Genomic DNA, 19,091 nt, shown 5'->3' on the forward strand with positions numbered 1-19,091 from the left:
AACAAGCGGCTGCTGATGCTGCCGCTTGTTTTTAGTTTTTTCCATATCCAACGGAAATCCTCATCGAGCCGTAAGTTTATTCTAGAAGCCCTGCCTCCCGGGCTTTTTGCACCGCTTCCTCCCGGTTGCGAACCCCCAGCTTCAGATAGACCGATGACGCATAGTTTCTAACCGTACCATCAGATAAATACAATTTGGAGGCAATGGTTTTATATCGCAGTCCTTTCGACACGGACTGTAAAATTTCAAGCTCCCGTGGAGTTAAATCATAGGTCGCGGCCACTTGCGTTGTCGACGGATCTTCCCCGCTCTTGGCGGCTTCCAGCTGTGCAAACAATTTGTGCGACATCTCCTGATCGATCAGCGTGCCTCCGCGATAGACCGTGCGTATTGTTTCGGCGAGCTCTACCGGCTTCATCGACTTCAATAAGTATCCGTCCGCTCCGCTTCGCAGCGCTTCCAGAGCCTGTCCAGTATCTTCGAACGTGGTGAGAATCAAGATGCGGATGTGGGGCCACGTTTGTTTTATGGTACGGGATGCGGAGATTCCGTCCAGGTTCGGCATGTCCAAATCCATGAGCACCAGCTGAGGCTGAACCTGCCTGCACAGTTCGATGGCTTGCTCGCCATCTTCTGCCACCCCTACGACTTGCAAATCTTGCTGCTCCTCGAGAAGAGTCCGCAGACTTTCACGGATAAAAGGCTGGTCATCGACGACCAACAGACGGATGACATCATCCTTAAGCTCCGTTTGTCGTGGCAGGGTGCAGGTAACGAGGGTGCCTTCGCCCGGTTGGGTATAGACGCCAACATGACCTTGCAGATTCATCGCTCGCTCTTTCATGGCGTTCAAGCCGAAGCCATCCCGTCCATGTTCCATCCCGCGGCCGTTATCTTGAATTTCCAGCCTCGTCTGCTGAGGCTCGAATTGCACCAAAACCGTAACCTCCGTCGAGTGTCCATGACGCACGGCATTCGTCAATGATTCTTGCAAGCAGCGATACAGAGCTATCTTCGCTTGCTTCGTTACAGGGTATTCCTCTCCGAAGGCCTGGAAACGAACCGACACCTTAGCATGCTCCTGAAACTCCTCTGCCAGCTTCCGCAAAGACTGAAGCAGTGGGAGTTCTTCATGCGGAGATTCGATTTGATGCACATAGCCTCTCACTTCCTCCATATTCTTCCGGGCCAGGTTCAATAGGGAATCGAGCCGTTTCGTTCCTGTATCCGTCTCTAGCTCGGGGCGCAAGGTTTCCAACCCCATAATGAGGGAAGTGTACGCATGACCGACAGTATCATGAAGCTCTTTAGAGAGCCGATTCCGCTCTTCGGCCAGCGTGATGTGCTCGATTTGGGACAAGTACTGCTCCAGCACCGCATTTTGCTCGCGTATAATTTCGCTTTGACGATGATTGACCATCAATAAATGGAAGGAAAATCCGAATGCATAAGCCGTCCCGAATTGAATGGTCATAACCCAAAAATCAGTCTGCTCTACAAGCAGCTTAATTATAGTGGGTAGGAGCAATACCGATAAAGGACCTGACCAAAGATATGTTCTTTGTTTGCTGTTAGCGGCAATTAAAAATGGATACAACAGGAATGTGAGGTAGGCTTCCGGAAAAAATGAAGCTAAATACAAGCACAGCCCGCCCGGGATCACAATCTCGGTAAGCAGGTAGTATCTATAATTGAGCTGCAAGCACAGCCAGGGAACGGAAAAAGCAATAAGCTGCCAAAACACAAGAACCCAAAGCGGCAGCGTGAAATGAGCTTGCCGCTCTATGATAGTGAGCAGGAGAGAAGTACTGCAAATCAGGCGGATCATAAGCATGAACCAGTCGTACCAGAACCACTGCTTTACCATATCGAACAAAACCATCAACCCCTAAGAACTATCAGTATGACATTACGTAACTATTATAGAGCAGAACATCATCCAACAATACTTTTAAATCCAGACCGGGACATTCCGGTTAACGGTTCACACTCTTGATCATAAGACGGGTGTAGCCGCCTAGCATACGCGTCAAGCTGTTCGCAAGCCTATAGCTCACCATAGTGAATACGACTCCTGAGGCCGAAACCAGCATGGATTTTATCACAGTATCTACAAGAAAACCCATAAAATAATAATTAAATAACGGAAAGAGGAGCGGGGTCGCAATCATCGCGAGTGGAGTTATATAAAGCAAGGCCGCACTAATGAGGCTTAAAATCCCCACCGGGAGCTTCAGCATCAGCCAGCCGATAGCGATCCAGTTGCGCCGATTTAGCAGCTCCTTCCTTGCTTGAAGCCAGATAGAGGCATCGGTGTTTATTGGTCTAACGTAAAGCTCTGTGGTAATATCCGTATAGATCTTGGTCTGTGTGCGTTCAAATTGCAGGAAGACGTATGTAGTTCGCAAAATGCGAGTAATCAGAGGAACGCCCGCGACGGTAAACGAAAGACTCAAGCCTAATGTAAGAGCGACCAGATAAAAGCAAAAGTAAAACAATCCGGTAGCGAAAGTAAGCAGTAGGAAATAGCCATTTTGAATAAAGCTGACGACGGTTCTTGTCATCAAAGAGCCCACATCCTTTACAAGTAGTAGTCGTATCCTACGGCTCTTGATGTCAAATCTACCAGTGCCATAATGTCATATGACACAAGGCGAAAGAACGGTCTGCAAACCTAATGAGAAAAAACAACTGGTTCTTCGCCATTGAACATAATTGATTCATTGCTAATATTGATTTTAGCAGCACTACAGTATTTTTTTCAGCAAAAACACAATTTTTTGCTCGAAACCATGGGGAGCGCATTTGTTCAAATAAAATTAGAGCCTCTCTTTGACTTTTTTATTTTTTATTGTTTTAGGACCTGTGTTCAAACTATGGAAATATGAAATTAGCCAGCCAACTATCGGAAGCTGCTGTTCTGGAGTCGGCTGGCTTTTAGTATTTGAAAATCATGGGCGTTGGGAAGCCTGTCAACTTGAACTCAGTTAGGGTATGATCGGCAGCAACAAATAAGAATCAAATTCATCCCCTGTATATAGAGTAATGTCTGCATCCCATACCCTGTCATCCCCCGTCTGAGTCAGCAGTGCGCAGCCACTTTGATTCTGACTTCCAATTTCCAGGAGCAATCGGTTCCCTTTAGCTACAACAATTGCACTATCCCATATCTCAATATCCAAGCAATAGACTTCTCCTGGAACCAGCTTTTGAAACTCATCGAAGGTGTAATAAGGCTTATACTCCGTAGATAATTCATCATCAGTTTTACGTAAGGAAGCGCGCAGCCAGCCCTGGCTAATTGGGAATTTCTCTGTTAGTGCTCCTGAGTTAACGACCTCATTGCCTAGTGAGTCAATATTTCGCAAAGATACGAAAATGTCCATATCATCTGTAGTTGACGATGCCCACAAACGGAGTTTGATAGGCCCGAGAATTTCTGTTTCGTTATCAAACGGATCGGTTTCAAACAGAACACGCTTTGAATTGTTTTCCTCTCTCGAGAATTCTTTCACCATAAAAGGCTTCGCCCAGTGCTTTGACTCGCACTCCTTATCGCCTTCATAGCAAAGCTGGGCCTTGGCTTGCGGAGGCTCTTGCGAAAGCAAATTCGAGCTTGCATCAAGGTAAAAGCGGGTCCATTGGGTGCGCTTAAGCGGATACTCGTTCTCGTAGCGCCATGTGTAGTTATTGCCTCCGCGAGGAATGGCAAGCTTCACTTTCGGTTCTCTCATTATGCCAGTATCGATTCCTTTAAGCCAATAATCCAGAAATTTTTTCTGCAGTTCCCGACCCTGAGCGGTGTAAAATGCACCCACATGGCTCCCGATATGTACTTCAAGCCACTTGTGCTCTGATACCGCATTCTGAAAACCCAGGAAATTTCCACGGGTATGCATTCCGGCGCTAAACCAGTTGCTTGCGGATAATAAAGGCACCTCTACTTTACTCAAATCAGAAAATCGATTCGTCCACGATTGATCACGTAATGGATTATTTTTTACCATCTCCGGGAAATCAATGCGATTGGCTTGCAATTGTTCTTCCGAGAATTTTCCATCGGGATTGTATTGATGCGCCAAAACTCCGTTCTTCCACCAGAATGAAAGAAAACCGTTCGCCTGGATTCCGCCCGGACAACAGAATTCTGCATAATAATCTACTGTACCTTCCCAAGGTATGATACAAGATAAATGAGGAGGTTGTTCGGATGCCACGGCCCATTGACTCATAGCCAAATAGGAGATGCCCAGCAGCCCTATCTTTCCATTGCTCCATGGTTGCGTTCCAGCCCATTCGATTGCATCATAATAATCCTTCTTTAAAGAATTTGATAATATATCCAGCTTTCCTGGAGAATTACCGATACCACGTTCATCTACTCGCAAGACAGTATAGCCTTGCGGCACCCAAAATTCAGGATTTGGTGTTTCCCAACTAATTAAGGGCCCTTTATCCTGCGAGTGTGTATATTCTATTGCGATTGTTGGATTAGCAGGAGCAAATTGAGAGAAATGAAGATCCTTTCCATACGGACACATCGTCATGATTACTGGAAAACTCCCATCCACATTAGGCTGATAAAGATTTGCGGCGAGATAATTCCCGTCTCTCATAGGAATCTGTACTTCTTTCCAAGTAAGTTCATAAAAGTGATTACTTCTTTCGTTTATGTCAATAGGTAATGGATTCATAGCTTGCCTCCATTTGATAGTTTTTCTTCAAACCAGTCAATCAATAAGCAGCGTGCTTCTGTATCCTGTTCAATCGCATTGTGAACTTTCCCTGGATATATTCTAGGCTCTTATCCTTGCTGGAAGCCTCGTCATAGAACTGTTTAATTTCATTAACATCAAACAGGATATCTCCTAGGTCTCTTTCTAATTTCTTGCAAGCGGGTTCACTCCCTTCAATAATTATTCAGAACAGTTTTAGTACACGTGTACTAAAATCAGTATATTCCTGCAAATACAGCAACTCAACTCTGGTCTTTATTGGGGATGGCACTCTTGGCTGAAGATTTTCGCAAATTATCTCTCGAATTCTTCCGTATTCTTAATCAAGCTACTTATTTCGGCTTGAAGAAACAATTTATGATATAATGCTTTTGATTTCAAGTGCATAGCACAAACGCTCTAAAGGAGATAGAAATGGATATTAATTTAAGGGATAAGATCCTTGAGACTTCAATTGAATTATTTAATAAAAAAGGATATGCATATGTAACATTGAGGGATATTTCCGATGCGTTAAATATAAGTCCTGGTAATTTGACATACTATTTCAAAAAAAAACATGATCTTATGATTGGTGTTATGGCAATGCAGTATGAAGAATACCAAAACTTAAATTTCTCAGCGGAGGTTTCTATCGAAGGGCTGAATCAGCAGTTTTTAATTCTTAATGCATTCCGTAAAAAATATTTCTTTTATTTCTCCAGTTTTACAGAATTGCCTAAGTTGTATCCGGAGATAGCTAAAATGCAAATTAAGGTTGTTAATGATTTCTATATGCTTTTTACCAATATATTTAAGGGGTTTGTTAATAAAGGAATTATGAAGGAAGAATTATATGCCGGGCAATATGAAGATTTGTCTATTTCTTTACTATCGATAAATATGTATGGTACACAGGAAATAATTCTTCTCCAAAAGTTTCTTCCAAATGCCAAAAACATCTTGTCCATCCTATGGAGCCTTATACTGCCTCATCTAACCAAAGAAGGAATGGCCATGTATTGTCGGATAACGCAGGTTGATAAAACTATCCCCCCCAAGCTATGCTACAAGCCAGATCAATCGGATGGAAGCTTGGAAGGCTCAACATGAGGCCGCCAAGGCATCTACTTATAGCGGCAAGTTTTTGAATAAGGACCATCCCGATAAAAGGATGGCCTTTAGGACCGCTAATCTACTATTTTAATTGCCTCGATATAAAGTTCGATTCTCACTTCGTTCCCGACAACAATCCCGCCTTTTTCCAGATGCGAGTTGAATGTCAAGCCAAATTCATTGCGTTCAATACTGGCTGTTGAATGAAATCCTACACGTTCCCGGCCGCGAGGGTCTTTATTTAGTCCTTCAAAAACGGTATGGAAAGTGATGGGTTTTGTTACTCCATGCAGAGTTAGGTTGCCTGTAAGTTCATATTGCCTTTCGCCAGCAAGGACGCAGCTGGTGCTTTGAAACGTAATGGTTGGATACTTGGCTGCATGAAGGAAGTCGTCGCTCTTCAGGTGCTCATCTCGTTGCGATTGGCGAGTTGTGATACTATTTGCGTCTATGGAAGCCTGAATACCCATGGTTGTTAAATCATTGGGGTCAAAACTCAAGATCGCTTGGAAATGCTCGAATACTCCTTTGATTCTATTAATCATTAAATGTGTCACCGAAAACTCGACGGAACTGTGGTCCGGATCAACTTCCCAATTGATATTGCTCATAAATAAATTCCACCTCTATGATAAGATTTTGAGAAAGGTCGCCCTATCTCCAAAACACTGCGCTATTCGCATGCTCCTAATATACAAAAACGCTACTGACAACGGGATGTCAGTAGCGTTTTAGCATTTTTTCGGCTTCCTCGTAAATCCGATTTCGGACTATACAAGAAGCATGGGGCTCATAAGGGGCGGCCTTTTATTTCGTTGTACCTTGGAACCCCGACTATAAGGAGAGCTGATTTCTGCCTAAAAGTTTATTTTCGAGAATCAAGAATAAACATAGATGCATCTTGCCCCATGAATATTTTACTTCCATTATAAAAAGTTTTGGATTGAATATCTCTATAACCTATTTTAGTCATACTGTCAGCCAGCTCTTCTTGATTAAATCCGTTATGAACTATATCTGAAACTACTTTTTCATTTTTATTAAAATCTACAATTAGTAAATGTCCTCCTTCATTTAGAACATCAAATAATCTGGATAAAACGAATTCAACATCATGAATATGGAGCAGAACCTGAGCCATAAAAATATAATCCGCATGCAAATCCGTTAGACCTTCCTTTTCAAAATCAAAGCATAATGTATCTGCATTCTGAATATGAAGATCAGTAATTTTTTGTTTTATTTGATTAATCATGTTTTGTGAAGTATCCAGAAAAAGCATAGAATTAAAATCGTTTAACAAGTTCATTCCGATAAGGCCCGTTCCACACCCAAAATCAATAGCATTCTTACTGTTAGCGTCAACTACATATTCACGAATGGCATCAGATGATGCCTTTGCAATCTGAATTCTTTCAGAAGTGTCATATACATTAGCTATCATTTCAAACTTATCCGTATTTCCCATTTTACCTCTCCAATCTGCCTTAATAAAATCCTGAATACAACCATATAGAATGATATTCTATCAAGCATTAGCATTTAGTCCACATTCTTATTCATGCTTATGGAAAAACAAAACCTCTGTATGAATGGAGGAGACAGCCTTGGGGGGGGCATGTACACCTTCATTACGATTCGTCTTTGTCGAAATAATCATCTGGCAAATGCAGTTCTCGCAAACAACCGATAAATTTTTCTCTGAAATTCGGATTGCTTTTGTATTCCGGCCATACCGCCTTATAGTAAGGCAGCAACTTCTCATGTGGGATAATGCCCCAGTATAAAATTAAGTTATTCAGAACCTGCGGGCCGCCCTCCATCAACATCTGTTCAATGATCTGCCAGATTCCCAGCTTGTTTTCGCAACTGCGCGCGGCATAGATGGCAGTGGTCTGCATTTTCGGGTCGGCGTGACACAAGAAAGGCGCAAAGTTCTGGAGAGTAATCGCACCGTAATCTTCCAAGATATACCCTGCATAACGCAACGTTTCCGGGTCGTGAATCCTGTCAAGCCTTTGCAAGATCACTGGAATAAATTCTGTTAAATTCACAGTTTTACCGGAAGCATGCAGAATCTGTAAAGCTTGCAGAAAATCCTCATGCCCATCCGATTGCAACAGCTCCAGAAGATATTTTCTACCCGCGTCAAAAGAAGTTTTGCAGATTAGCCAAATGGCTGTGGTCCGATTTTTTGGGCTTTGCTCCGCAATATTTTTCAAAAAAGCAAGGGTTGGCTGAGAGACTTTCTTAAACTTGAACATTCCATTAAGCGCTTTGGCTTGGATTTCTTCATTTGGAGCGCTCTGATAAATCTGGATCAGCGCATTCTCATCACCCGGCATTCGACTGCCAAACCACCCGATATCATAATCCAGAATAATTTCATCCAGCCAACGCTCGTACCAGTCCAGAAAGCTGTCTTCATAGACAAAGAAAAAAGGATGATCGGGATGAAAATCGGAGGTGTACACAATTCTCCCCCTGTATTTCCCTTCAAGTACGAGATACATGTCGTATTCGCAACCTTGTGTGCCTATGCACAACATGCCGCCCAACACCTTATTACAGGTGTCGTCGTATTCCTCATCGGGAATGTCCTCATCCTTGGTCAGGGGCTCAATTAGATGGTTCCATTCCTCTTTGGCCATCCCGGGATGCAGAACGGATTTTGCAAGGAGTGCCTGGCGCTCGGTGTAGGAAGTTGCCTTTTCAATTGAATAAATTCCATAGTAGGGGCCAGCGCCACCGTTGCCGACTTTCGTTAAAAACAGCGCGTAAGGCTCAGGAAGTGTAACCTGATTGTGGGCTTGCCAGTCCGCCAGCTCTTTTGCTGTAAGCTTCTCTTTAACCCTATATTGATGTGAGGATGCTCCAAACACCGAGAAATCCGCGTCTTTGCGCATAGCTTGACTCAGTTTGTTTTTTATTCGATCCAGTTGCGTTTCTTTCTTCCCAAACCACATATTTGAACCCTCCTGTTGACCATAGCCAGGTTTCCTTTGTTTGCTTATCCAGCAATTTTATTATTTTTTCTATGGGTCGTACCTCTTTAAAATGATATGTATTTTTAAGTAAGTATCCACCAATATACAATCGGTGTAGTAAAGGAATCCATATGGGGCCAACACGAATTTGTTAGGAGACGGACACTTGGCAAATTTGATGACGAAGACCGTGATCATTTTTATTCTTGTTAGAAAGTGATGGTGTGAGCTAGCCCCCTTTGACCACTCAAAGGGGACTTAAAGTCCACAGGGATACGATTATTCGTTATCCGGCGTGGCTGGACTGGCCGGGGGCATCAAGCCTTTAACGGCGCCGAGAAACGGGCGAATGGACTTGATCATACCGTAGCCCATCTTCACGACCGGGACAAATTTCTGGATCATGCCGAACAGCCGCAGGCCGCCGCCGAGCATACTGCCAAGCCCTCCTGCGCCTGCAGTGGAGCCGCCAAGGCCGCCTAACAGCGAGCCCATCATCGGCAGGAATGCCGACACCTTGGCGTCCGGCTTGCGGGAGCGCGAACGGCCAGACGGCTTACGCGCGCCGCCTTTCCGGTTGCCGAGACGGACGCCCGGGGCATGCGCACCAGCTCTGCGTTTGAGAGATCGGGAGTCTTGCTTCCCGGAAGAAGCGCGTGGGGGGACTCCGGCGCTGGCAAGTACTAACCCGCCATAATTAGCGTCGGTGATGTAGCCGACGTAAGTCTCTCCGCTGTGCAGGGTGACACAGACCGGACGGCCCTGAAACTTCTTAGCCCGTGCACGCATCTCTTTCGATTGTGCCATGGAAGTTCACCTCGCTCACTGATTATAATTCAGTTTACGCCAGGGGCGGGCTGCCTGCTTGTGCGAATGGGACATACGCACGCCAAAAACCGCTTGATGATTAGGCATTTTACAACTCTCCCTCAAGAAACGCGAACGCCCTTACTCCGCCGCTTCCGCCAGCCATGCTCGCATAGCCGGAGACTCCGCCCGATTCAAACGTAGGGCGATTTCCGTATTGATCTCATCTGGCGGCATGATCTCGACAAGGACACATACAGACTCTCGCGGTTGATTCAAGGCAAACACGCCTTCATCATCGAGCATTTTCATCGCCAGTTCCATGGCCTTCAGCCTCGAATCAAATTCACGATTCCATTCATCAGCTTCAAGCTCCGCACTGGAAGGACGCTCCATAAATAATTGTTTAACATCATCGAAGTCCTCATCCTCGTAACAACAATAGGGTGAATCGGCATAAGACCATTTGATGAGTTCCGCAATCGTTGACCCCGGCATGTCACTTCCTTCTCCTTGCCTGGCCGCTTCCCTCTCCAAGGCCTCCCATGACCAGGCGGAGATGCTTGGCGCATGTCCCTCTCCAGTAGTAAATAGCGTGCAGTAATAGTAACGTTCGCCATTTTCAAAAAGAGTGCGAAAGGATGTCCTAGCCACATCGGCAATTTCTGCCACCAGCGCCTCTATTCCTTGCGTCGGTTTCATGACATTCGCCCCTTAGCCCTATAAAATATACATCTTATTTCCATTATAAAAATTGTTTGTCCTAAATCTACCTACTTTCTACCTGAATCCTGGAAATATGGGCGATTAAGGTTCTAATTCAAGGTGCATCTTGGCTTCCGCCTCATCCCATGGCACCGAGTAACCCGCCCCCTTGGCGCAAAAGATGGAGGAGGATGTATACAGTGGGTCTGCCCCTTTGCGGTAGCCTATCCGCTCTATGACTTCCTCCGTATTATGGCAGCGATCATAGCCGCTGAACACGCAGCGGATACTGCCTCGTCCATGCGTAAAGGATGCAAATTCGGCACTGTAGTTCATGAAAGTCGACACGGGCACCCTGCCCGTGACCACCGCTTGCGTTCCGGTTGTCTGCGGAGGATTAAAAATACCTGAAGCACGCTGAACATCGGACAGCACCCTGCCCATTTCATCGATAGCGACCTTGATTTTGAAATCGTAATAGGGCTCCAGCAGCACGTTGTCCGCCTTCTCCAGTCCCTGCCGTAGTGCTCGAAAGGCAGCCTCACGAAAATCGCCGCCGTGGGTATGTTCTTTATGCGCGCGGCCCCTCAGAAGCGTAATGTTCACGTCGGTGACCGGCATGCCGGTCAGCAGTCCGTGATGCTCCCGTTCATAGAGATGATTCCGAATCAGATTCTGATAGCTGACATTCAGATCATCGGCATGACATCTGCTATCGAACAGGATGCCGTTGCCCCTTTCTCCCGGTTCAATCAGCAGATGCACTTCCGCATAATGCCTGAGCGGTTCGAAGTGGCCGTACCCTTTCACAGCCGATTGAATCGTTTCCTTATACAAGATTTCCGGTTGTCCAAAAGAGATAGCAAAGCCAAACCGCTCTCTAACAAGCTGATCCAGCACTTCCAGTTGAATCAATCCCATGACGCGGATAGAAATCTCATGCAATTTCTCATCCCAAACGACGTTCAGAGAAGGCTCCTCTGCCTCCAGCGTGCGAAAAGCACCGAGCACCTTCTGTACATGTATTAAATTATCGAATAATACCTTCGATTGTAACGTCGGCTCCGAATCGTAAGCTAACTTGTCCGATATCGACCCCAGGCCTTGTCCAGCCCCGGCGGCGGACAAGCCGGCAACCGCAAACAAATCGCCAGCTTCCACTTATTCCACCGGCTGCGATTTAAGGCCGTTAAACAAGAAGAGCCGCGTAATTTTTTCGTCATATTGAACTCCGCCGCTCTCGTAACTAAGCTGTTCTCTCACCTTCAGCCGACCACCCAGCGCCTTAATGAACGTGAGTCTCGCTCCGCCTGCATCGTGCCGAATTTTATAAACCCGCCCCTGGAACGAAGCATTCCCGTCATAAGTGGTTGTCGTCAGCAGATGCAGCTGATCCAGAAATTCAATGACGCCTGTATCCTGAAGCGCAGAGCCGTAAGCACAGGGGAAGAGATGACCCGCCGCTATCATCCTCTGCAAGGCCTCCAGCCAGAAGCCGGAATCCTCTCTCCCCTCCAGGAATGCTTCCAGCAACGCTTCGTCCCGCTCCGCCATGGCCTCCCGCAGCGGCTCACCGACTATGCCGTCAGCGAAGCTCTGTGTAATGCAGCATACTTCCCCCGTCAACTGCTGACGGATATCCGCCTCGGTTCTGCCTGCATCCGCACCGATCCGATCCGTCTTGTTGATAAAGAAGAACGTCGGAATTCGATGCTTGCGCAGCAGCTGCCAGACCGTCTCCGTATGACCCTGGACACCTTCAACTGCGCTTACAATCAGGATGGCATAATCAATGACCTGAATCGCCCGCTCCATCTCCGGGGAGAAATCGACGTGTCCGGGCGTGTCTATTAAATAATAGCTGTCTCCTTTATATTCTATTAACGCCTGATCTGCGAACACCGTAATACCCCTTGCCCGCTCGATGTCGTGGCTGTCTAGAAACGCATCCTGATGATCCACCCGCCCCCGCGACCGGATACTGTTCGTATGGTACAGCAGCTGTTCCGCAAAAGTTGTCTTACCTGCATCCACATGGGCGAACAGGCCAATCGTTAGTCGCTTCATAGAATCCCACTTTCAACGCTTCTTGTTAATACTGCTCATTTTATTAAAGCATACAAATCGGGAGAGTGGGTAGGAGTTGGTTTTGAGAGAGGATCTTTTTTCATAGACAGAGGATAGAGGAAAAAACTTCCCTTTCGAATCCACACCATTTTAATCTGCATTAGTAATGTAAAAGAAAGACGGCAGTCCAACGAAAAAGTCGAAGACTGCCACTTTTTATAGTCCTGATAAATTTCGCAATTTCAAGTTTCGCCCTACTTATGATACGGTTCACCGTATCGGCTGATATGGTAAACTAATAAAACATAAAATAATAGTACACTGGGGGTCATCCCCCCAGTGTACTATTCAAGAGTTTTTAGATCTATTCCATGAAAATCAGCAATTTCTTTAATTACTTCTTCTTCTTATACGTCTGGAAAATTATAGAATTATTAATAATCATCCTTATCACAAGTAGGGAAAATACTCGAAATAATTATCTTCAATTTTCTAAGAGTGAATATCAAGGAAAAGACCATTACCCATATTCTTATAATATTGCACTATAGATCCTCAATGATTTTGTTGGTATAATAGACATTGTAGCTTTAAACGGAAGGATGCAAAGAAATGACAATAAACCTTCAACATCTAGATAAACTAAATTCTTATGTAACAGCAAGCTCTGTGAACATACATGAATTATTTCCTGGAGCTGAACCATTCGTTGACCTCATCATTACCTCTCCACCATATTGGAATATGAAGAAATATGGTGATGTGGAAGAACAAACGGGTTACAAACAATCCTACAATGAATATCTTTCTGATATAAAGAGAACTTTCCAAGGTGTCTATGATGTATCCAAAGACTCCGCTACTTTATTCGTCATTGTGGACACTATGAAGCGAAATGGTAAGTTGATTCGTCTACCAGATGATATAGCAAAGGAATTGGAGTCTATTGGATGGAGCCATCAAGATACAATTATTTGGGATAAAGGAAAGACACTACCTTGGTCCAGAAAAGGCCAAATGAGAAACGTTTTTGAATACATTCTTATGTTCACTAAAAGTGATACTTACAAATATCACATTGACCGGATAAAGAATGTTGACAAACTAATGGAGTGGTGGATTGATTACCCAGAGAGATATAATCCAGAAGGGAAAGTCCCAGAAAACATATGGGAATTTCCAATTCCAACACAGGGCAGTTGGGGAAATAAAATAGATTTTGGAGAAGAAGAATTCCGACATGCTTGTCCTTTCCCACCAGAAATGATGGCCCGTCTTATTTTACTATCGTCAGACAAAAATGATGTGGTTCTGGATCCTTATGCTGGAACTGGTGTGCTATTAGCAACTGCAATGAAATTAGAGCGTCGGTTTCTTGGAATCGATACTAATCCTGATTATAAGAAAGTATTCGAAAAAGTAACCATCCCTCTTATAGAACATAAGTGGCCCGATATACAGGCTTATTACGATGTCCAAAATGAACTTAAAGAAATAATGAAAAATGCGGTTTATCGGCTTCGGGTTTTAAAGTATCAAAAAGCTTTAATTAAACGACTCAGACCTATTCTTAAGTCAGAAAAGCCATTAGTATATGATAAAAAAGAAATCATAAAACCAGTACTCCTAAATCTAGCTTTTGAGTCTCTAGATACTCAATTACCTGATAATAAGCTTGGTAAGGTTGATTATTTTATGGTTATAAATGAGCAAGACATAGCTATTGAAACTTTTAGCCTTCATTTGGAACAACAAGCCAGTAAAGCTCCGTTTACCAAATATGGCTTGATAACATCCACGAAAGTAATATCAATAACCGATTTACCTGAAATTTTGCAAAATTACCCTAATAATCCTTATTATTTATACACTAAAGGCGACACAAAAAATTTGGATCGAGAGATAACAGCAGGACAAATTTTGGAATTAGTAGATTCTTCAAAATTAAGCGACCTATTTGATAGAGATATCCCCCCTCTAGTTAGTAATGTTCGTATTGAAAGCGACGACTACAGATTAGTCCCTGCCATCAAATATGAAAAGAAAAACTACCTTAACCAAATAATTAGAGAAGAAGATGCTTTTTTGGATATTCTTGATTTTGATAACTAAAAGAAGTGGGTAACGCTTGGTTAACAGTTACCCACTTCTTTTGTGTTTTCCCAGTTCGTATCTTGACAGTTCAATTTTTGCATTCTCCCAATATCCTTTCCCCTGGTTTATTGGGATTTGATTTTCTATCAAATTAGGGGGGAAAACATATAATTTTTCTCCATTGTATAATGACCACAAATGAAAAACATAATTGGATAACGTACTTGCTACTTCCCATTCATTTTTTGTAAGGTAGAAAGTAATCTTTTCTGTATCGTCGATCGTGGTTGTTTTAACTTCAATTTTTAGTTTTTCAGCTTTATCTGAGTCGAGCCATGACAATAAGTCATAGCCAACCAGGTTACTCTCAATTGATTTCCAAGTTGGAGTTTCTCCCACTCTGTCCTCTTCATATTTAAGAGATAGACGCTCCCCCATTCTGCCTATGGATAATTTTCTCTCATCCTTACCGTTTCTTATAAATGTTGATACAGTATCCCACCAAGTTACGGTTTCTAAATCATAGCCATCCGTTAATTGGGCTTCCTCAAAGCATTGTTTTATATCTGTCGGTAGGTATTGAAATGACTCTAATCGGCCGTAATGTAATACTTTTGACCAACTTGGCTTGTTCAAATAAATCATATGTTTCAGTTGAATTCGCAAGAATTTATATGGAATTTTTTCTGATAACACTTCATATCCTCGTTCAGTGACCACAAGGCTACCTGTTGGTTCAACCTTCATCCAATTACATAATTTACACACTTCAAACACACTATTTAAACTAGCAACGTAGAACTTAGAAAAGCTATTTTTAATATCTTCTTCTGTACTAACGGTTTTGTGCAACAATTCTAAAAACTTAAATGCTGAATATAGCACCCCTACAGAAACGGACATATTAGCTTATAATCCCTTCAAATGTTGAACAAAATCATTAATGTCTTGCATTGATATTGATTCTTCAAACAACTCTGGATTAACATACTCCGGTTCCACCTTAATTGAGCTGTCTTGTAGAACTTCCGACATCCTATCTATTTTAATGTTCAATCTTCTATTTACTGATTCATCAACACTGTCAGGACAAATAAGTATCTCCACTTCAGTTTCAACATCATCAGATAGACCTAATCGGTGGATTCTATCTACAGACTGTAAAAATTGAGCGGCATTATAGTTCCGATCTAAATAAATAGCATGGTGACACTCTGTATGCAAACTAATCCCCTCACTCGCAGCGGCAGGATTAGCAATTAAGACAAATGCATCTTTCTCATTAAGAAACCTTTTAATTTTGCCTTCTCTTGATAAATCATCATCCTCACTTCCTGCATCAACCCCTCCATGAATATAATTAGCTCCTAAATCCTCTAAACGTAAATTTAAAAGCTCAATATTCTCAACGAAGCTTGACCATATAATGCATTTTTTTCCTTGCTGAGCTAGTTGCCTAGCTCTATTGCAAACATATTCAATTTTGGGACTTTGATCATCGAGCAAAAAATCAGACATCCAATCGTTAGAGTTCTTTAAAGTTTTTATTATCAATGCTGGATTAGAAGTTAGTTGAAGCATTCGCATTATACTCTTGCCCATTGTTCTAAATGCATTTCTTTGATTGGCCTTTAGCTTTTCATATTGTCTTGCTTCTTCTGAACGAAGTAAATCATATAACTTCCTTTGAGAAGGGCTCATTGGAATTGCAACTATTTTATACTTAGGCTCCCTCAGGCCAAGCTCTGCCTTAGTTGTTCTGACGTAAATCCGATTAATGGTGTCAACAACACTTTCTTCATCTACTTCAATCTCCGGGTACAAAAAATTAAATTGTGCAATCAAATCATACGGCGAGTTTGGCATCGGTGTACCTGACATAATCAACTTTTGTGATGGTAGATGGGAGAGTGAAAGGACCGCCTTACCAGTCACGATGTCTTCGCCACTCTTTATACGATGACTCTCGTCGAGAAACATAACTACATGCTTATCCATTAAGTATGCGGAAATTAAATCAATAACCCGCGGCAACTGCTGGTAAGTAATAATGATATGTTTAGGATTTTTCAACAATGCCGCTTGGATTAAACGCTCTCCCCCAGTTAGTCTAACGAATGTTTGTGCATTGGGCATACATATTTCAAGTTGTTCGTCCCATGCCGCAAAAGCATTTTTTGGGGCGACTATAAAAAGTACTGTTCGTTCACTTTCCTTTTTGAAATAATAATATGCTAATGCCTCTGTTGTTTTTCCAGCTCCAGGGACAGAAAAAGTTGCCCCTGCAGACAAAGATGCTAATTTTGCAACATTCCTTAATTGATGTTCCGTTAAAGTTCTGCTAAAACCGACCTCTATTAATTTCTCAACTAATTCTTCTTCTCCAACAGGCTCTACTTTTTCAATTTCCTTAAATTGAGCTCGCTTTTGATTAGCCGCTCTAAGTAACTCTTGCACTTTAAAAGAAAATTCTATTTTCAAATGATACTTTACAGCCACAATTTTTAGTGATTTCCTTGCAGAAAGAAACACCCACCACGGCATAGAAAGGCTTTGTTCACTGACATTGGTAGTCTCACCTTTTTCTTGACAAGCCCTTCTTATTTCTCCCCAAGCTAAGGATTCTTCATCCAGTTTCAAGTAGGCACTATGTGGTTGATCTAGATAATCAATGTGTAACATTTTTTCTCAGCAACTCCCTCAGTTTTGAAACCGAAATTAGAATCTCATCAAGCTGTTGATCTATACCTGAACTCTCAGTATCTCTACTTACTCCATTAATAGCATTTTTTAAAAAAGTATTCGCTTTATTAACTTGGATCAAAACGTATTTCTTATTTCGTGATTCTCTCTCTATCTCACGTTGCTCACGAATAACATCATCAACTACTTCTAGGATTCTTTCTTTGTTCCTTGATTCACTTACTGAAACTATCAGTGATTCCAACTCGTCTTCTTCATCATCCAAGAGTGAGTAACTGTCGTCACCTTTTAGCTCAACATCAATTTCGAGTTCGTCTTGTAAATTTGCTATTATTTTCTCTAGATTCTCTTCAGCTTCCGGAATAGAATCCCAAAGTCGTCCTGTTTCTGGAGGAGCAGACAGCATTGTATAAGCTATCGTGGTAAAAATAGTCCTTTTAGCGTCGTTTTTTATTTTTTTTCTAGCCTTTTTCAGTTGTTTAAATGCATATTCTTGTTTTACTACTTCTTCATATCTTTTTGATTTATTTTGGCTGTCAAGGTACATGTCTACATGATGCAACGTGTCCAGGATGTCCTCAATTTGAGGGACTGTTTTATCATAAATTTGGGCCAAGCTTTCAAGTGAATATCTATGTTTTATATGTCTGTTACGTAACATACAAGCTTCACTAATCCAATTATAATCAGCCTTGATATCAGTAACGACTTGCAACTGGGCCTCAAGTTCATCAATATCCTTTTCTTCACATGGAGGAAGAATTATTAGATCTATATGAGAAAAATAACTATACTTAACCTCGTCTTCCTCCAATAGCTCCCTTAAAGCACAAAGTCGACGATTACCATTTACAACAAATCCAGTATGAGTTAATATTAATGGTTCATTTTGTCTATTGTTTTTAAAAAATTTAATAATATTTTTCCCACCCGAACCTAATAACCCTTTCAGTAGCGTATGTTGAACTTCTTGAACGCTAACATTCTCCTCATCGCGTTCAAAGTAGTCCTGGGGTAAATCTGGATTCTTAGATAAGTAACTTTCTTGTGAAGCCTGTGTTCTTCCGTTCGCTAATCTATACTTTGGAAGACCAATCGGCACTGTATAAATGGTAAAAAATTGCCTTCTATTTTGAAAAAACAATTGAAACTGCGGATTATCCTTGTCATCAGTCTGTCTAAGTTCATTCAAGTGAGTTATTCTCCTAGGTAAAGACCAACCATATTCCATCCCTATCTCTCCCTACTCTAAACCAATGACAAGCATCGGAAGTGTAATTATGTGTTTGTATAAATTCAATTCTTCAACTAGCCGTTCAAAATATGCATGATTACTACCAATTTTTTTAGAAGCAATTTTCATAGGAATAATGTATATCGCTGCGTCTGCTTTATCTTTTATGTACAAGGATTGTAACTTTAAAATGTCAGCATAAAATCGGCTTACATTACCTGTCTGTAGACAAAGTCCAATATTCCCTTTCATAGAGGTAATCGTAATATTATTTTCAGAATCGACCCTAATTTTATCAGACCAACCAAGTTCAACCAATGCATCTGATATTATTTTTCTTAGCTTCTTTCCAGTACCTTTTTTCACTTCAAAGCTAAGATTAGTCAGCATTTCAATAATTGGACTTGATAGTTCAGATGAAATCGCTTGGTCACCATAATGTTGAGATGAGCAGTATACCTTCATAAGTATTCCTCCATGAAATCCATATTAAAAACCATCTTCTGAATATTATCATACGTATTATTCAATATAACTCTTTTAGTATAATCAGTACCACTCAATAAGAATCATATAGTTCAATAGTACTTTATCATACAAATGCTGTAAACTGATTCACACCATGTATGGTCTATATAGCCAATGATTTTAATAGTAGATATT

The 19,091-nt window shown here is 42.2% G+C and carries 14 protein-coding genes and 1 pseudogene; 2 read left to right on the top strand and 13 right to left on the bottom strand.

Translation table 11 applies throughout. The annotated features are described in order from the left end of the window. Positions 1 to 76: 76 nt before the first annotated feature. From G9G54_RS12090 to G9G54_RS12100, 3 genes are all read right to left on the bottom strand, one after another. On the bottom strand, positions 77 to 1,876 hold the full coding sequence (locus tag G9G54_RS12090) for a helix-turn-helix transcriptional regulator (RefSeq protein WP_165178289.1): 1,800 nt from the start codon (positions 1,874 to 1,876) through the stop codon (positions 77 to 79). A gap of 100 nt (positions 1,877 to 1,976) precedes the next feature. After that, entirely contained in the window at positions 1,977 to 2,564 is a 588-nt protein-coding gene (locus tag G9G54_RS12095) for a sensor domain-containing protein (protein WP_165178352.1), read from the bottom strand. A gap of 423 nt (positions 2,565 to 2,987) precedes the next feature. Beyond that, positions 2,988 to 4,694 (bottom strand): CocE/NonD family hydrolase, encoded by a 1,707-nt coding sequence (locus G9G54_RS12100; protein ID WP_165178290.1) that lies wholly within the window; start codon positions 4,692 to 4,694, stop codon positions 2,988 to 2,990. Between the two features lie 456 nt (positions 4,695 to 5,150). Here G9G54_RS12100 and G9G54_RS12105 point away from each other — a divergent pair, with 456 nt between their 5' ends. Then, positions 5,151 to 5,828 carry a TetR/AcrR family transcriptional regulator gene (locus G9G54_RS12105; protein WP_165178291.1) on the top strand — a complete coding sequence of 226 codons (678 nt, stop codon included), beginning with the start codon at positions 5,151 to 5,153 and terminating at the stop codon, positions 5,826 to 5,828. 77 nt (positions 5,829 to 5,905) lie between these two features. Here the strand turns inward: G9G54_RS12105 and G9G54_RS12110 are convergent, their stop codons facing one another. The 6 genes and pseudogenes from G9G54_RS12110 to G9G54_RS12135 form a co-directional block, all read right to left on the bottom strand. Then, positions 5,906 to 6,442, bottom strand: coding sequence for a YceI family protein (locus tag G9G54_RS12110; RefSeq protein WP_165178292.1), 537 nt, complete (start codon positions 6,440 to 6,442; stop codon positions 5,906 to 5,908). A gap of 254 nt (positions 6,443 to 6,696) precedes the next feature. Continuing rightward, positions 6,697 to 7,299, bottom strand: a complete 603-nt coding sequence (locus tag G9G54_RS12115; protein WP_165178293.1) for a class I SAM-dependent methyltransferase — start codon at positions 7,297 to 7,299, stop codon at positions 6,697 to 6,699. Positions 7,300 to 7,462: 163 nt separating this feature from the next. Beyond that, complete coding sequence (locus G9G54_RS12120; RefSeq protein ID WP_165178294.1) at positions 7,463 to 8,797, bottom strand: SMI1/KNR4 family protein; 1,335 nt, start codon at positions 8,795 to 8,797, stop codon at positions 7,463 to 7,465. Between the two features lie 300 nt (positions 8,798 to 9,097). Further along, complete coding sequence (locus G9G54_RS12125) at positions 9,098 to 9,625, bottom strand: hypothetical protein (protein ID WP_053326487.1); 528 nt, start codon at positions 9,623 to 9,625, stop codon at positions 9,098 to 9,100. Between the two features lie 141 nt (positions 9,626 to 9,766). Next, positions 9,767 to 10,327, bottom strand: a complete 561-nt coding sequence (locus tag G9G54_RS12130; RefSeq protein WP_165178295.1) for a DUF4303 domain-containing protein — start codon at positions 10,325 to 10,327, stop codon at positions 9,767 to 9,769. Between the two features lie 105 nt (positions 10,328 to 10,432). Further along, positions 10,433 to 12,397: pseudogene (locus G9G54_RS12135) on the bottom strand (GTP-binding protein). Between the two features lie 612 nt (positions 12,398 to 13,009). On the opposite strand from G9G54_RS12135, the gene G9G54_RS12140 reads away from it, so the two are divergent. Then, positions 13,010 to 14,509: a DNA-methyltransferase gene (locus G9G54_RS12140; protein WP_165178296.1), complete on the top strand. Its 1,500-nt coding sequence runs from the start codon at positions 13,010 to 13,012 to the stop codon at positions 14,507 to 14,509. A 27-nt stretch (positions 14,510 to 14,536) separates the two neighbouring features. Here the strand turns inward: G9G54_RS12140 and G9G54_RS12145 are convergent, their stop codons facing one another. From G9G54_RS12145 to G9G54_RS12160, 4 genes are read right to left on the bottom strand one after another with little or no spacing between them, the layout of a single operon-like run. After that, positions 14,537 to 15,394 (bottom strand): protein NO VEIN domain-containing protein, encoded by an 858-nt coding sequence (locus G9G54_RS12145; protein ID WP_165178297.1) that lies wholly within the window; start codon positions 15,392 to 15,394, stop codon positions 14,537 to 14,539. A gap of 6 nt (positions 15,395 to 15,400) precedes the next feature. After that, positions 15,401 to 17,173 (bottom strand): DEAD/DEAH box helicase, encoded by a 1,773-nt coding sequence (locus G9G54_RS12150; RefSeq protein ID WP_165178298.1) that lies wholly within the window; start codon positions 17,171 to 17,173, stop codon positions 15,401 to 15,403. Next, entirely contained in the window at positions 17,160 to 18,386 is a 1,227-nt protein-coding gene (locus tag G9G54_RS12155; protein WP_165178299.1) for a hypothetical protein, read from the bottom strand. Before G9G54_RS12155 ends, G9G54_RS12150 begins: the two co-directional genes overlap by 14 nt. 51 nt (positions 18,387 to 18,437) lie before the next feature. Continuing rightward, the gene (locus G9G54_RS12160; protein WP_165178300.1) at positions 18,438 to 18,893 is read right to left on the bottom strand and encodes a BglII/BstYI family type II restriction endonuclease; all 456 of its coding nucleotides are present in this window, start codon (positions 18,891 to 18,893) and stop codon (positions 18,438 to 18,440) included. Positions 18,894 to 19,091 lie beyond the last annotated feature (198 nt).

It is taken from the genome of Paenibacillus sp. EKM212P (genome assembly GCF_011066115.1).
GTDB classification, from domain to species: domain Bacteria; phylum Bacillota; class Bacilli; order Paenibacillales; family Paenibacillaceae; genus Paenibacillus; species Paenibacillus polymyxa_B.

Bases quoted from the DNA above. Each gene is read 5' to 3' on its own strand.
- G9G54_RS12095 (WP_165178352.1), bottom strand. From the start codon at position 2,564: ATGACAAGAACCGTCGTCAGCTTTATTCAAAATGGCTATTTCCTACTG.
- G9G54_RS12100 (WP_165178290.1), bottom strand. From the start codon at position 4,694: ATGAATCCATTACCTATTGACATAAACGAAAGAAGTAATCACTTTTAT.
- G9G54_RS12105 (WP_165178291.1), top strand. From the start codon at position 5,151: ATGGATATTAATTTAAGGGATAAGATCCTTGAGACTTCAATTGAATTA.
- G9G54_RS12110 (WP_165178292.1), bottom strand. From the start codon at position 6,442: ATGAGCAATATCAATTGGGAAGTTGATCCGGACCACAGTTCCGTCGAG.
- G9G54_RS12115 (WP_165178293.1), bottom strand. From the start codon at position 7,299: ATGGGAAATACGGATAAGTTTGAAATGATAGCTAATGTATATGACACT.
- G9G54_RS12120 (WP_165178294.1), bottom strand. From the start codon at position 8,797: ATGTGGTTTGGGAAGAAAGAAACGCAACTGGATCGAATAAAAAACAAA.
- G9G54_RS12125 (WP_053326487.1), bottom strand. From the start codon at position 9,625: ATGGCACAATCGAAAGAGATGCGTGCACGGGCTAAGAAGTTTCAGGGC.
- G9G54_RS12130 (WP_165178295.1), bottom strand. From the start codon at position 10,327: ATGAAACCGACGCAAGGAATAGAGGCGCTGGTGGCAGAAATTGCCGAT.
- G9G54_RS12140 (WP_165178296.1), top strand. From the start codon at position 13,010: ATGACAATAAACCTTCAACATCTAGATAAACTAAATTCTTATGTAACA.
- G9G54_RS12145 (WP_165178297.1), bottom strand. From the start codon at position 15,394: ATGTCCGTTTCTGTAGGGGTGCTATATTCAGCATTTAAGTTTTTAGAA.
- G9G54_RS12150 (WP_165178298.1), bottom strand. From the start codon at position 17,173: ATGTTACACATTGATTATCTAGATCAACCACATAGTGCCTACTTGAAA.
- G9G54_RS12160 (WP_165178300.1), bottom strand. From the start codon at position 18,893: ATGAAGGTATACTGCTCATCTCAACATTATGGTGACCAAGCGATTTCA.